Annotated in this window: 12 protein-coding genes; 3 read left to right on the top strand and 9 right to left on the bottom strand. The window is 42.8% G+C overall.

Going from position 1 to position 15,464, the window contains the following annotated elements:
* Positions 1 to 25 precede the first annotated feature (25 nt).
* From ACIQXU_RS15690 to ACIQXU_RS15680, 3 genes are all read right to left on the bottom strand, one after another.
* Positions 26 to 1,921 (bottom strand): N-acetylmuramoyl-L-alanine amidase family protein, encoded by a 1,896-nt coding sequence (locus tag ACIQXU_RS15690; RefSeq protein ID WP_402990695.1) that lies wholly within the window; start codon positions 1,919 to 1,921, stop codon positions 26 to 28.
* 611 nt (positions 1,922 to 2,532) lie between these two features.
* Positions 2,533 to 3,132 carry a DNA-3-methyladenine glycosylase gene (locus ACIQXU_RS15685; RefSeq protein WP_402990692.1) on the bottom strand — a complete coding sequence of 200 codons (600 nt, stop codon included), beginning with the start codon at positions 3,130 to 3,132 and terminating at the stop codon, positions 2,533 to 2,535.
* Between the two features lie 108 nt (positions 3,133 to 3,240).
* Positions 3,241 to 4,809, bottom strand: a complete 1,569-nt coding sequence (locus ACIQXU_RS15680; protein ID WP_402990689.1) for an MDR family MFS transporter — start codon at positions 4,807 to 4,809, stop codon at positions 3,241 to 3,243.
* A gap of 256 nt (positions 4,810 to 5,065) precedes the next feature.
* Here ACIQXU_RS15680 and proC point away from each other — a divergent pair, with 256 nt between their 5' ends.
* Together proC and ACIQXU_RS15670 are read left to right on the top strand one after the other, a co-directional pair.
* The gene (gene proC, locus ACIQXU_RS15675; protein ID WP_402990686.1) at positions 5,066 to 5,872 is read left to right on the top strand and encodes a pyrroline-5-carboxylate reductase; all 807 of its coding nucleotides are present in this window, start codon (positions 5,066 to 5,068) and stop codon (positions 5,870 to 5,872) included.
* Between the two features lie 83 nt (positions 5,873 to 5,955).
* On the top strand, positions 5,956 to 7,323 hold the full coding sequence (locus ACIQXU_RS15670; RefSeq protein ID WP_402990683.1) for an FAD-binding oxidoreductase: 1,368 nt from the start codon (positions 5,956 to 5,958) through the stop codon (positions 7,321 to 7,323).
* A 106-nt stretch (positions 7,324 to 7,429) separates the two neighbouring features.
* Here the strand turns inward: ACIQXU_RS15670 and ald are convergent, their stop codons facing one another.
* From ald to ACIQXU_RS15640, 6 genes are all read right to left on the bottom strand, one after another.
* Complete coding sequence (ald, locus tag ACIQXU_RS15665) at positions 7,430 to 8,563, bottom strand: alanine dehydrogenase (protein WP_402867523.1); 1,134 nt, start codon at positions 8,561 to 8,563, stop codon at positions 7,430 to 7,432.
* Positions 8,564 to 8,758: 195 nt separating this feature from the next.
* Entirely contained in the window at positions 8,759 to 9,583 is an 825-nt protein-coding gene (locus tag ACIQXU_RS15660; RefSeq protein ID WP_402867524.1) for an EcsC family protein, read from the bottom strand.
* 49 nt (positions 9,584 to 9,632) lie between these two features.
* Positions 9,633 to 10,886 (bottom strand): PucR family transcriptional regulator, encoded by a 1,254-nt coding sequence (locus ACIQXU_RS15655; protein WP_402867525.1) that lies wholly within the window; start codon positions 10,884 to 10,886, stop codon positions 9,633 to 9,635.
* Positions 10,887 to 11,020: 134 nt separating this feature from the next.
* The gene (locus ACIQXU_RS15650) at positions 11,021 to 12,019 is read right to left on the bottom strand and encodes an inorganic phosphate transporter (protein ID WP_402867526.1); all 999 of its coding nucleotides are present in this window, start codon (positions 12,017 to 12,019) and stop codon (positions 11,021 to 11,023) included.
* A 15-nt stretch (positions 12,020 to 12,034) separates the two neighbouring features.
* Positions 12,035 to 12,655, bottom strand: a complete 621-nt coding sequence (locus ACIQXU_RS15645; RefSeq protein WP_402868506.1) for a DUF47 domain-containing protein — start codon at positions 12,653 to 12,655, stop codon at positions 12,035 to 12,037.
* A 243-nt stretch (positions 12,656 to 12,898) separates the two neighbouring features.
* The gene (locus ACIQXU_RS15640) at positions 12,899 to 13,897 is read right to left on the bottom strand and encodes an inorganic phosphate transporter (RefSeq protein WP_402867527.1); all 999 of its coding nucleotides are present in this window, start codon (positions 13,895 to 13,897) and stop codon (positions 12,899 to 12,901) included.
* A 447-nt stretch (positions 13,898 to 14,344) separates the two neighbouring features.
* Between ACIQXU_RS15640 and ACIQXU_RS15635 the strand changes: the two genes are divergently transcribed.
* The gene (locus ACIQXU_RS15635) at positions 14,345 to 15,127 is read left to right on the top strand and encodes an aldo/keto reductase (RefSeq protein WP_402956022.1); all 783 of its coding nucleotides are present in this window, start codon (positions 14,345 to 14,347) and stop codon (positions 15,125 to 15,127) included.
* Positions 15,128 to 15,464 lie beyond the last annotated feature (337 nt).

Genomic DNA, 15,464 nt, shown 5'->3' with positions numbered 1-15,464 from the left:
CCATGAGTCCGGGCCGGTTGATCATTTACAGATTATAAGCGTCGACGTTGAAACCTTTTGCTTTGTAATAATCTAGTGTACCTTGATAGATTGCTTTGGCAGCCTGTTGTTTGTAATAAGTTTGTTTCAGTTTGGCTGCATCGCTAGCATTATCGATAAAACCTGCTTCCACTAGCGTTGCTGGCATGGAATTGTATTTTAGAACATAGAAGTTAGCTTCTTTTGTCCCTCTATTTTTAAAGTCCATATAATCTATCAATCTTGCTTGTATTTTTTGTGCTAGAAGTTTGCTATCAGCATTGTATGGATTGACGGCAGCCCTGCTATACGAACTATAATAGTACGTTTCGCCGCCAGTGCCACCGCCGGCATTAATATGGACGCTGACAAATACATCATCATCTGATTTCTTGTTCGCTGAAGCAAAGTCCATGCGTTTTTGCAGGGATTGGCTGGTGGAAATTTTACTTCCCGCCGTAACACTGCTTGTCTTTGAGGTTCTGGTCATGATCGTATGGATGGGTGTTTTATCAAATAAATCTTGTGCTCTCTCGCTGATTTCCAGAGTGAGAGCGGCTTCTTGCAGACCATTACCCACTGCACCGGGGTCCGTTCCACCATGACCGGGATCGAGAATGATGCTAAGTTCGCTTAATGGGGAGACGGTGGAGAGAGAATTATCCCAAACCCAGCCTTGAAGATTACCAGCCTGGATGTATCTCCAACCATTTTTCTCCTGAAAATAGCTCACGGTAGACCCTTTTGGGATAAGACCAATCGTTCCTAATGACTTTGTGGCAGATAAATATACATTTACATTATATATAGATTGAGAAACACCCTCAGATTTGGAGGAAATCTTCATCGTTTCCTTCATGTACTTATCTTCAATCCAACCCGTTGTATTGCTGCTTCTCACAGAGCGCCATCCGTTTTTCAGCTCTTTAATGGCAACTGTTTTATTTTTCGCAAGGGTTTTGCCTGTGGTTCCGCCGATCTTATTAGGAGATTTGTAGATTTTAGCCGAACTCGTACCAGTGATTTTTGCGGTAGCTGTCGTGTCTACAAGAGAGTCTGACCAAACCCACCCTTCATTTGATGAGGTTTGGATATATGTCCAATTTCCCATCGTTGCTAACGAAACAAGCGGTGTACCGTTGGTCACTTTTGTTTTAGCACCAGAACTTTTGGCTGGTCCTTTATATAGGTTGGCATAATTTTTTGAGATGACAGTTTGGTGTGAAAGGGTATCGTAATCGGTGTTAGTTAAATGAGCGTTCCAAATCCAATGGCTCTTTCCATTTACAAACACATGACGCCAATTATTTTTCACTTCTGCATATGCGACAACACTACCGTTGCTCAATTTCCCAGACGTACCGTATTTCTTGCCGGCTCCATTATACAAATTGACATAACTAGCTTTGACCTTTCCTACACCGTATGTAGGCTGAATGTATTTCTCAGCTACCCATGCTTCCTGACCATTTACATAAATATGTCGCCAAGAGCCGGTCTTTTCAAATAGGATGGTTGTAGTACCTGCTTTTGAAGATCCTTCTTTCCCAAATGATGTTCCAGGTCCGGAATAAAGAAGATGGGAAGCTTTTCCGTTTGTCAGTACAGCTTCACCAAGAGAAGACTGTACAAACCTTGAAGCAATCCAGCCATAATCATCGTTACTTTGGAAATACGTCCAGTTGCCGGAGGTTTTGATGATTGTCACCAATTCCCCTTTTCGCACTTTTCCGCCCGTTGTCCCATAAGCCTTACCAGGCCCTTTATAGACATTGGCACTTTTTATTGTATGGATAATTCCCGTGTCATTGGATTCTGCAGCATTGACCTTAAGCGAAGGGCTGAGTGAAGTGGTCGTTATGAAGAATACGGCCATTGTAAGTAGTAGGATTTTTTTAAACATAATGGGTGACCTCCTTAGTTATAAGGACGCACAAAGAAAATGACTAATAATAACAGTCAGTTATGGATTGATCGTTATTATAAAAATGGCAACAAAGATTATGATTGTTCGAAAGGCACCTCCATTTATTTCAGCCGATATTTTTTCCATTTAAAGCACGTCTCGACATAATATAACATATTTAAGAGGTTTTGTTCAAAAAAATGTTAAATTGTGAGTTCTAAAGTTTCATGGATTTTAAGAATTGCTAGTCTAAAAGACTGGTTGCCTTACAAACATTTCCTTGAGACGGTGAAGACCAGTGAATTGAACGCATCAGGAATAAAAAAGGGAGGTGTATTGGTGGATGGGGATATAAATGGTAAAGGAGGAGGGAAGAGGAAGTGATTAGCCAATGTACTTTTAGCAGGTAGACACTGGCTTTGCTTGAGAATGTCTCTTTCAATAAAGAATGACTGCTATTTAATGGGTAAGAGAGGCAAAAAAAGCGTGGGGAAGCCAGCAGGCGAAAAGAAATGTGTGCCGTACCGTTTTTTGTGCTAATCGGGACATTTCAAGTTTTTAAAAGCTTAGCTTTCACCCGCAATTTCTCTGCATTCGCTTTTGACATGCTAGCGTGAAATAAAAGGACTGCCGGTCACCCAAAAGCGCCAAGGATAGTCTTTCGCTTCCCCCGAGTTCCCGATGCCGATACGGGGTCCGCTTGAAATGTGATCGGGTCGTTTGCCGGAAGCAAGATAAAGTGGGGGTTCTGTAAACATATGTCCGTAATCTGACATCGTGATGCCAAGTGCCTTGGATAACTTCCCGGGTCCGTTCGTCAGTTTGCGGACATCAGAAAGACCACGCCTTTCATGCATTAATTCCACTCCCACATAGGGCTCCACTGCTCGAATCAAGATGGCTTCCGGAATTTCGGGACCGCCACTCACGACATTCACAAGGGTATGGGTATGCATGGAATATGTATAAATCATGCCGGATTCACCGAACATGACTTCCGTCCGCTTCGTCCTTCTATTGCCAAAGCTATGAGCTGCCCTGTCTATGGCCCCCATATAGGCTTCGGTTTCGACGATAAAACCAGCAGCCGTTCCTTCCGGGGTCTCTTTCACAAGCAGGCAACCCAAAAGGGATTGGGCCAGCTCAATCGTCGGCTGGTTGTAAAATTCCGGTGGCAAAATGGATGGGATGGTAGGTTCTTTTTGCATCGTATCACTCCAATAAGTAGGTTACAGTTAAAATTCCCTTATCGAAGAAAAAGAAACCTCAGGATACAAAATGAAAAAATCGACTACGCATGCAGCCGATCCATTAGCTTATAGGCTCCTATCGCTTTGCATTTCCTGATCCCGCTTGATTTTACCCGGCCCCACGGAAAGAGCGACCAATATTCCGGCAAAAATAAAAAAGACACCGGTAATGAAGACACTGGAAAAGGCATCGATCCAAGCATGTTCAATCGTCTTGATCAGGACTTGGCGGGCTTCATCCGGCAGTTTCAGGTTTTCAGGATAAAGCATGATATTGAATAGCTTATCTGTCTGATTGGCTAGCCCTTTCAAGGTTTCATGCAGTACAGGGTTCTTTTCGCTCAGCACGGCATCATCCATATTTTGTTGAAGATGATGGTTCATGACGGCATTCAAGATCGTAATCCCCATCGTTCCGCCAATGGAACGAAAGAAGGTAGAGGCTGCGGTGACCGAACCAAGCTGCGACTTTGGGAATTCATTCTGAACGGCAATCATCAACGTCGGCATGACTAGCCCCATTCCCACTCCAAGGACTGCCATGAAAATAAAGGCGGTCAGGATATTGGTTTCACCATCCATCGTACTCATGAGGATGAATCCAAGCGTTGCAAAAAACATTCCGGAGGTAAGCACCGTACGAAAGCGGAAGGTTAACAGCAGCCGGCCCCCGACGATACTGGCGAGAATCATGCCGATCATCATCGGGGTCATGGTCGAACCCGCTTTAGTCGGTGACACGCCAAGCACGCCCTGCATGAAAAGCGGAACGAACATGATGGCCCCAAACATGCCAAGGCCCAGTAGAAACCCTAAAATGTTCGTGGTGGCAAATACCCTATTTTTAAATAGGGATAAATCCAGGATCGGTTCAACGGCCCTTCTTTCAAACACCACAAAAAGGGCAAGGAAAACGAGAGTACTCCCAAAGATGGAAATAGAGTCGATCGACATCCACTCGAACTTATCACCCCCGAAGGTCAAGCCCAACAAAAGCAACACGATGCCAGGGATTAAGGTGAAAATCCCTAGATAATCGATGTGAACGTTCTCTTTTTTCAAGATGGTTTCATGCTTTAATCCGACGTAAATCATTCCTGCTGTTAATAAACCGGTTGGTACATTGATGAGGAAAATCCAATGCCAGCTAATATGGTCTACAATCAGTCCACCCAAAAATGGACCGATAACGGCGCTTAATCCAAAAATGGCCCCGAAAACACCTTGCCATTTAGCTCTCTGTTCAGCTGTGAAAATGTCTCCGATAATAGTCTGGGATAAGGGCATGATCATCCCGCCCCCGATTCCTTGAAGGCCACGGTAAATGATGAGCTGTTCCATTGAAGTGGCGGTGGCACATAAAAAGGAGCCAATCGTAAAGATGATCGTTCCCAGCAGGTAAAGGGAACGCCTGCCATATAAATCCGATAATTTCCCGACGATAGGAACGACGGTGGTGGAGGCAATTAAATAGGCGGTCGTCACCCAAGCGAAGATGGTGAAGCCATTCAATTCCCCGATGATCGTCGGCATTGCTGTACCGACAATCGTTTGCTCCAATGAGCTGAAAAACATCCCGATGATCAATCCGGTCAAGACAAGCGTGGTATTGATTGACTTTTTCTCCATATCCATTTCGCGTCTCCATTCTTGTAAAGTTCAATCTCCATTGTAAGATATTGACTAAGTGGCCAAAATTATAAACTTTTTCTGACTATATAGTCAATCCATATTTTTCGCTAAAAAAATCACTTGATTGGGATGGAATCTTAAAGGAATGGATCCCGTTATATTTTTCTTTTACACACACTAGGAAGTCTTGGGCATGTTTCTCATTTCTGAATCCGTTATAATAAGATACTAAATGAAGTTATGATTGGAAGTGGGAAATATGAATAAAAAAATTGGATTCATTGGATGCGGTAAAATGGGAGAGGCGATGCTGGGAGGCATGCTTCGTTCGGGCGTCGTATCTTCAGAAATGATCATGGTCAGTACGGCAAGTGTAGGGACCTTGACTAAAGTCACTTCAAAACATGGAGTGCAAGGGTGTTTGGACAATAAGGAAGTGGCAGGATTTGCCGATATGCTTTTCCTTGCTATTCCACCGTCCATGCACGAGCGGGTGCTATCTGAAGTGAAGGATTATATAAAAGAAGATGTTGTGATCGTTACGATGGCCGCTGGAATCACCTCGTCACAAATCGAAGAGGGCATCGGAAAACGGGTGAAGGTTGCAAGGACGATGCCGAACACTCCATCACTTGTAGGGGAAGGCATGACAGTAATCAGCATGAATGATGAAATCGATACTGCCGACATAAGGGAAGTCACAACACTATTGAACAGCTTTGGAAAAACGGAGCTCATCCAAGAACACCTGATGGATGCGGTGCCGGCAATCAGTGGATCTTCACCCGCCTATGTGTACATGTTCATCGAAGCCCTCGCGGATGGCGGTGTACGTGATGGTATCCCGAGGAAGCAAGCTTATCGGATGGCTGCCCAAGCTGTTTTAGGCGCGGCTAAAATGGTACTTGAAACGGAGAAGCATCCAGGAGCGTTGAAGGATGATGTGTGTACCCCGGGTGGTTCAACGATTGCGGCCGTTGCCACTTTGGAAGAGAATCGGTTCAGGGCAAGCGTTTTGGAGGCGATGAAGGCCTGCACGGATAAAACAAAGGGAATCAATCACTGAGAGAAGGGAATTTGCCTGACAAATGGGTAACTTCCCCGGGAACTTTAATCAGAATATTTCGTTAAAAAACAGGGGGAAAAGACATGAAGGAACATATTGAACAATTAAGAAGCATTTTATCGGCAGGACAAATATCCGTGAATGAAACGATACTGGAACAACATAGTCATGATGAATCGTATCATGCGCCAAGGTTACCGGATGTGGTCGTTTATCCGAGAAATGCCTTAGAAACGAGTGCTGTCGTACGGTACGCCAATGAGCAAGGAATCCCAATCATTCCTTTTGGTTTGGGGTCGAGTTTGGAAGGGCATGTAGTCCCTGTAAACGGAGGGATCTCACTTGATTTATCCTTGATGAATAAGGTGCTTGAAATCAGCGCAGGCGATTTTTTAGTGAAGGTCCAACCGGGAGTAACACGGACACAATTGAATAAAGAACTGAAAAAATACGGGCTCTTTTTCTCGGTTGACCCAGGTGCCGACGCAACATTAGGTGGGATGGCGGCAACGAATGCAAGTGGGACGACTTCTGTTAAATACGGGATCATGAGGGATCAGGTTAGGGATTTGGAAGTGGTGCTTGCGAATGGGGAAATCATACATACCGGAAGTTCAGCGGCAAAATCTTCATCCGGGATTCACTTGAATGGGTTATTTGTCGGTTCGGAAGGCACGCTAGGGGTATTTACCGAATTAACGTTAAAGGTCTACGGGATCCCGGAAGTGACGATGGCGGGGAGGGCCTCATTTCCAACCGTCGAAGCTGCGGTAGCAGCCGTGAATGGCATCATGGTTGCCGGAATTCCCATCGCACGAATCGAGCTAGTGGACTCGGAATCTATGAAAAAGGTAAATCAGTTCTTGGATAAGTCCTATGATGTAAAACCTACATTATTCTTGGAGTTTCACGGGAATGCAGCGGGGCTTGAGCAGGATGTGACATTCGCAAAGGAAATTGTCCGGGATTTAGGGTGTGAAGATATCCAGTTTGAAACGGATTCGAAAGCGCGTAACGAATTGTGGGAAGCCCGCCATAATCTTGCTTATGCATTCATCCATAGTGCACCAGGCAAAAAATTGATGGTGACTGATGTAAGCGTGCCTTTGAACGAATTGTCTCAAGCCATTTTGGATTCGAGGGAAAAGATCGAACAATCGAAAGTGGAAGGTGCGATCGTCGGTCACGTGGGTGATGGGAATTATCATGTCTTGTTCATGGTGGACCTTAGTAACCCAGAGGAAGTGGTGGAAGCAAAGCGGATAAATGAGGAGATTGTCGAATACGCACTAACTAAAGGCGGTACGTGTACGGGGGAACATGGAGTAGGACTTGGGAAAAGAAAATATCAGCGGAGAGAGCATGGCACTGCATACGAAGTGATGAAAACGATCAAGCAGGCTTTGGACCCGAAAGGCATCATGAATCCTGGCAAAGTATTTGAAGACTGACCACACATAACGGTGGGTCGAAAATGATCATGTTCTTGTGCGTGTAGAAAAATACAAATACAAAAAAGACTCCAGGACGTCATGAACGTCACTGGAGCTTATCATTTTAGGCATTAATATTATTTTGATCCAAGGCACTTACTACATTGACGTAATTATATCCAAGGTCCGTCGCAACAGCCTCAAACGTGATTTCGCCGTTGGCCACGTTTACCCCTTTTGCAAGGGCTTCATTTTCAAGAATGGCTTTAACAGCCCCCTTATTGGCAATTTGCAATGCGTAAGGAACGGTTACGTTCGTCAACGCTGTGGTCGATGTTTGAGGGACCGCACCAGGCATGTTCGCCACTGCATAGTGGACAACTCCGTGTTTTACGTAAGTAGGGTTGTCATGTGTTGTGATATGGTCAACCGTTTCAAAGATACCACCTTGGTCAATGGCTACATCGACAATGACTGACCCCGGCGACATGGATTTGACCATTTCTTCCGTGACAAGTTTTGGAGCTTTTGCACCTGGAATCAGGACAGCCCCGATGACTAGGTCCGCATCTTTAACGGCTTCCGCTACATTGAATGGATTGGAAATGAGAGTGGTCAACTGATTTCCAAAAATATCATCCAGTTGGCGCAGACGGTCGGGACTTAAGTCAAGGATGGTTACATCCGCTCCCAGACCGATGGCGATTTTGGCTGCATTCGTTCCAACCATACCACCCCCGATGACCGCTACTTTACCGCGTTTGACACCAGGTACACCGCTTAGGAGGATACCTTTACCCCCGTTGTTTTTCTCAAGGAATTGAGCACCGATTTGTGAGGCCATGCGTCCAGCGACTTCGCTCATTGGCGTTAATAATGGAAGTGTGCGATTTACGGAAACGGTTTCATAGGCAATGGCCAATACACCATTTTCCTTTAATGCTTTTGCCAATTCCGGTTCGGCGGCAAGGTGAAGATATGTGAAAAGAATCAAGTCTTTACGGAAATATTTATATTCAGATGGGATAGGTTCTTTTACCTTCATGATCATGTCCGTGCTTTCCCAAACGCTTGCAGCATCTTCGACCATGATGGCGCCGGCTTCCTGGTAGGATTCATTGGTGAAACTGCTTCCTAAGCCTGCGTTTACTTCTATAAAAACTTCATGTCCGGCATTGGCTAATGCCATAACACCAGCGGGAGTGATAGCTACACGGTTTTCGTTGTTCTTGATTTCTTTCGGAATGCCTATTCTCATCTAAAATACCTCCAATGGTTTCTTTTAAGTATTACCTAAAGTATAAACGCGATTGGAAAAGGTTAGTATGTGGAAATCAGAAAAGTGGAAAAGAGGCCTTTGTGAAATTCCACAAAGGCAGAGTCAAAAGGTATGGGTAACTATTGGATACGAGCCTGGATGACCAAGGTGTACGTAAGAAAATCTGACATGGAACTAATCAGTGGAACCGATTTCCTTCATTCGTTCTATAATTCTTCTTTTCTTATAAAGCATCATGCCTGTATCGGCCATATCGGAGATCATGGAACGATTGGTGAATGCACCAAAGATGATGCCTGCGACGGGAACCATCTGCAAAAGTTTCTTCCAACCGAATTGATCGCGATATGTATAGACCACTTCCCGCCAGCCTTGAAGCTCGGAAGCAATTTCTCTTTTAGATTCGGACCCAGGAAGGACCATGTTCTCCATTTCCTTTAAGAGCGTCTTTTTCCCGACGACATCAGATGTAGTGAACTGTAGGCATTTGACGATGAAAACCCGTTCCTGCTTGTCCCGTGGATTGTAACCATAGGCTACGGCCATGTCTTGCAGGGTTTTAATGGACATGCCAAGGAGGAGGGGGATATCGATGGCTAAAGTGAAAACTCCGCCTATTCCTGTACTGGCCCCTTGGACCGTCGCTAAATGACTACCCGATTTTTTAATATCTTGACCAACTTTGTCCATCACTTGGAGTGGCACATCCCTGGATATATCTTCAATGGTAGTGATGTTCAAATTTGGGCTATGAACCTCCACCTTCCTGATGATGGCAGATTCCTTCGTTAGGTATTTGCCGCCTGTTTGTATGTAGCTACCTATTTCATCGAGCAGGGCACCCAACCTTTTTTGAATGAAGGACGGGGTCACTTTGTCGAGTATCTTAAAGGGGAGGCGACCGATCCGGTCCCAAAACCATAGACCTTTCTGTTCCTTTTCCCACTTATTTATGATTTGCAATTCTTTCTCAAGTTCTTCTCTTGGTTCCAGATTCATGGTTGTCATTCTCCTTTCCGTCTTCCTATCTTTACCCGTAATGTAAGATTCATCGTGCTTTTTTTAGAAATTCTTTATATTGTTCGATCTTGATGTCTAGAAAGAGGGACATCTTTTGAATCGGGTCCTTTAGGCGGATATTCCCGATTTCACTTATCCGTTTTAATCGGTAGTTCAACGTATTCACATGGATATGGAGAGTCCTTGAAGCTTCATTGGGATTGCCGTCTTTTTCGAGATAGACGGTCAGTGTGTGCAATAATTCGGTCTGATTTTTCATATCGTATGCTTTGAGCTTTAAAACAGAAGGATGGACCGTTCGCTGTTTGTTGTTTGCAAAGACATCAAGCATTTGAAACATGCCGAGCTCTTCATAATGCAGGATGTGATTCATATCGTTTGGAAAAATCGACTTCATTTTCAGGGTATATAGCGCTTCCTCATAACTTGATTTCACGTCGGTCAGGTTTTTATACATGTTCCCGGATGTTCCAAGGATATGTTCCACACCAAACCGTCGTTGCATTTCCAATATGAAGTAAGGGATGAATTCATAAGTGGAGAAGGCAGATTCATTCTCCTGATTGAATCCAGTAAAAAGGATGAGCCTATTCTGGTCTATGGCAAAAAGGAAACTATGAATCTTTTGGGTGGTCGTTAGCATATAGGAAATGAAACGTTCGACTTCACGGTTGATTTCGTTTGGGAATTCAAATACCAATATGGAAAAGACGACTGGGACATGGATGGAAAACTTAGTGAAATGCTCGAGTATTTCCGATTCTTCCTGATAGTGTCCCGTCAACATGCGCCAAAGAAACTCCTGGTGTCCCGCTTCTTTCCTTTTCTTTTTCAATTGCAGTTGTTGTAGTTGATTTTTGGCTTCCTTGGCAGAGAAGTGGAGAAATTCCATATCCTCTTCGGAGAAAGGTTCGTTTACTTCCAATGCCCAGATGAAGCCCAGGACTTCATTGTTTTTCCGGATGGAAACCGCTGCCCGATTGCCAAGCCCGACGTCATGCCTGGCATCTATTTTTATCGGCATCCCATCTTTTAACAAGGAAGGAATGATGCCGTCTTTCCATAAGCTATTGATGACTTTTTCGGGTACCCGTCTGCCAATGATGGTCATGATCCGGGCTTGGTCTGTTGTATCATCATGGGTACTATAGGCAAGGAGACGATGGTTTCCGTCTTCTATTGTAATCGGACAACCTAAAACGGAACTGATTCTATCAGCAAACTCCATCATATCCCCATAAAGGTCTTTAAAAATATCTCTATTTTTCGTAAATTCCTTCATACTGCTAAGGCACCTCGCTTAAAAAATTCCTTCTTATACAAATTTTAAACGATTATCCTTATTTAACATAGTGATAGGATAGAAGAATTCCAGAAAATGAAAAAACCTGCTGAATCAGCAGGTTTTTGGAAACGTTAGAAAAAGAAATTAATAACCATGTAAATCAACCCTGCTAATGTAGCAGAAATAGGCAAGGTAATGAACCAAGTGATTAGCATTCTTTTTGCCGTTCCCCATTTAACACCCTTAACCCGGTGGGATGCACCGACTCCTAGGATGGAAGATGAAATAACATGAGTCGTACTTACTGGCATATGAATCAAAGTGGCACCGAAGATGATGAAGGCACCCGTTAAATCAGCGGCAACCCCATTGATAGGGCGAATCTTCATGATCTTTCCACCGACGGTCTTGATGATTTTCCATCCACCGATCGAGGTTCCAAGACCCATTGCCAAGGCACAACTGAATTGAACCCATAAAGCGATATCCGTGCTTGATGCATATCCATTGGCGATCAGGGCCAGTGTAATGATCCCCATCGCCTTTTGAGCATCATTCGTTCCATGTGTATACGATTGAAGGGCTGCTGTAGCAATCTGGATCGTACGGAACCTTTGATTCGTTTTCGTCAGGTTGTTGTTTTTGAAAACAACTTTAAAGATGCTGTAAACGATATACCCTATCACGAAAGCGATGATAGGAGAGAAAATCAACGCTTCGAGAATTTTCAAGAACCCTTCCCACTTAATGGAGGAGAATCCGGCTGCTGCAATTGCGGCACCTGCAATCGAACCTATCAATGCATGGGAGGAACTACTTGGTATTCCGTAATACCAAGTAAGAAGATTCCATATGATGGCCGAAAGTAGAGCAGCCATGATTACATAAGAACCATTCGGGAGGGTGAACGGATCCACAATATCCTTCGTGATCGTCTTCGCCACGCCTGTGAAAGTCATGGCTCCAACAAAATTCATGATAGCTGCTAAGATGATAGCATGCCTTGGTTTTAACGCTTTTGTTGAAACAGATGTAGCAATGGCATTCGCTGTATCATGGAAACCATTGATGAAGTCGAATGCAAGTGCTAGGAAAACAATGATAATCGTTAAAATCAATAAAGTATCCATTTTTGGGGGTACTCCTTAGGCGTTTTTCATTATGATTGTTTCAAGTGTATTGGCAACGGCTTGACAGTTGTCGGCAATTTCTTCAAGGCTCTCGTAAATCTCTTTATATTGGATGATTCTGATTGGATCTTTCTCAACCGTAAACAGGTTTTTGATGGATTGGCGTTGGATGCCATCACAAACAGATTCAAGTTCTTTAATCTTAATCGCGTTTTCACGGATCATTGGTAATTTTTTAGTAGATAGCGTATCGACAGCTGTTTCGATTTCATAGGTGCATTCTTTAATGGCATCGACGAATTTAAGCATGTACTCATCGGCATTAACGATAGAATACATTTCGAATAGAGCGGAACAATGCTCCAAACCGTCTATGACATCATCCATTCTCATGGTTAATTCAAGAATATCTTCACGCTCTATAGGAGTAATGAAGGCGTTGTTTAATTCTTTAATGATGGTGTGAACCATTTCATCGCCCTTGTGCTCATAATCTTTCATCGTATCTGAAAAAACTTTTAAGTCGCTGATATTTTTAAGCTTATAATCTGCGAAATAGTCCGCACTTTCTTTGATGTTTTGAGCAATATTTAATAACATCACTGCAAATTTGTCTTTTTTAGATTTAAAAGCCATGGTTAATGCCTCCCAATTAGTCAAGCGTAATTTTACGTATAGATGTGTACGCTTTAGTATTAACAACTTGATTGTAACGAATTCATCTAGCAATAGGGAAGGTTTTTCGACGAAAATTTACAAAATCTTAATAAAACTTTACAAAAAGATAAAGGAAAAGTGAAATTTGGGAATATCTACAATGATGAAGAGAGAAAAGAGAAGAAAAAAACCTTTCCGGATTGGAAAGGTTCAAGTGTTGGATTATAAAAATAATGAAATAATATAGTATATGGTTGCAGCCAATCCTGCGGAAATTGGTAACGTGATGAACCATGTCACCAGCATGCTTTTGGCGGTTGTCCATTTTACCCCTTTGATTCGGTGAGCTGAGCCTACACCAAGTATTGAAGAGGAGATGACATGGGTTGTACTTACAGGCATATGAATGAAGGTAGCCCCTAAGATGATGGCGGCACCCGACATATCAGCGGCCACTCCGTTTATCGGACGGATCTTCATGATTTTCCCACCGACCGTCTTGATGATTTTCCATCCGCCTATTGAAGTACCTAAGGCCATGGCAATCGCACAGGAAAGTTGTACCCAGAATGGGATGTCGGAGCTATGAGCAAATCCATTAGCCATTAAAGCCAATGTGATGATCCCCATCGACTTTTGCGCATCATTTGTTCCGTGTGTATAGGATTGAATCGCAGCAGTAAGAATTTGAATCCTCCGGAAACGTTTATTGGTCTTGCCTAAGTTATTATTTTTAAAGATGATCTTGAAGATGCTATACACGATAAAACCGACTGCAAATGCAATGATAGGAGATAAGATCAAGGCTTGGACGATCTTAGAAAACCCACTCCACTTGATGGAATCGAAACCACCTGATATTATGGCAGCTCCAGCAATGGATCCGATGATGGCATGGGAAGAACTGCTTGGAATGCCAACGTACCAGGTGACCAAATTCCAAATAATTGCAGATAGTAGGGCGGCAAGAATGACATAAGAACCATTATTTAAGGTAAATGGATCGACAATGTCCTTCGTTATGGTTTGGGCTACCCCTGTAAAGGTCAATGCTCCCAATAAGTTCATGATCGCAGCCATGATGATGGCGTGCCGAGGTTGTAGTGCCTTAGTTGAAACAGCGGTAGCGATTGCATTGGCCGTATCATGGAACCCATTGATAAAGTCAAAAACTAAAGCAAAGAAGATAATTGCAGCTGTTAAAATGAATAGACTACTCATGCATGTAAGACTCCCTTAATGTTCAAGTATGTAAATATAAAACCTAGTTTGCGGATACAAAGTGGACGAGAGATTAGTCTTGAAACTCCTACTATTTAGAATGGGAGTTATATCGATTGATTATTCTTTTGAAAAGGTGGCACCTACTTTTAACATTTTTTTGCCCAACTATTCAATTGTAACGAATTTCTTATCTATAAGGATAGATGTTTCGTCATTTTTTTACAAAATATTTTATTCATTCGATGAAAAATTGCCTATTCATTCTTTTTTTAAATAATAATGGATAGTTTACCAAAGGATTTGGTGGATTAAAAGCTGAAAATTCCGAGGTGAATGGTTAGAAATGCAAGGTATCTGATGCTATAATTGGAAAATAAAACTAAGGGGGAATGTCACGTGATTTCAAGTGTTGGTGAGAAGATAACTTTACATAATGGAGTGCAAATGCCGCAGCTGGGCTTCGGTGTCTTTAAGGTGAAAAACGGTGAGGAAACGGTTGAATCAGTCAAGAAGGCCATTGAGGTAGGTTACCGTGCAATCGATACGGCCGCCATCTACGAAAATGAAGAAGGTGTGGGGCAGGCGATTCGGGAAAGTGGCATCCCACGTGAAGAACTATTCATTACATCGAAAGTATGGAATACGGAACAAGGATATGAAACGACCCTTCAAGCTTTCGAGGATAGCATGGAACGTCTAGGTTTGGAGTATTTGGACTTATATTTGATTCATTGGCCAGGTCAGGATAAATACCTGGAAACATGGAAGGCACTTGAGAAACTTTATCATGATGGAAAAGTGAAAGCGATCGGCGTAAGTAATTTCCATGTTCACCATCTGGAAAACTTATTGGCAAACAGTGAGGTTAAGCCTGTCGTCAATCAAATTGAATTACATCCATTGTTAACTCAAACCGAAATTCGTGATTACTGCAAAAAACATGATATCAAGGTAGAGGCGTGGAGTCCGCTTGGACGGGGGCATTTAATCGATGAACCTACAATCAACCATATTGCGAAAAAGCATGGGAAAAGCGCTGCACAAGTATTGATCAGATGGCACCTACAACATGATATCGTAGTTATTCCAAAGTCGATTACACCTTCGCGTATCGTAGAAAATGCTCAAGTGTTTGACTTTTCATTGAGCCTTAATGAGATGAACCAAATCGACGCCTTGAATAAAAATGAACGATTCGGTAGCAACCCGGATGAACTGATTTTTTAACCAATTTCACGAACCCTAAAAAGAGTGCCCAGAGAAATTCTGGACACTCTTTTTTTTAACATATTATAGATGGAAACTGTCTATACTAACAGTGGAAGACGAAATGAAAAATAGTATATACCCCTTTCTCTACATCGATAATCTCTTTTTCGGTTCCAAAAAAATTAAAATAAAATAAGGTTTTAGATTTAGAATAAGGGGAAAATACTTAGTACAACAGCAAACAAGAAGAAAACACACACAGACGTTAAGCGGTGTCCAATCAACTTCATTTTAAAATGACAATTACCTTTTTAAATAACCAAAAACATTCGCATTATTAAGATATGCGTACCAG

Source organism: Peribacillus sp. NPDC097284 (assembly GCF_044761765.1).
Lineage (GTDB): Bacteria > Bacillota > Bacilli > Bacillales > DSM-1321 > Peribacillus.
The sequence above is the reverse complement of the archived record's forward strand: the minus strand, read 5'-3'. Positions and strand labels throughout refer to the sequence as shown.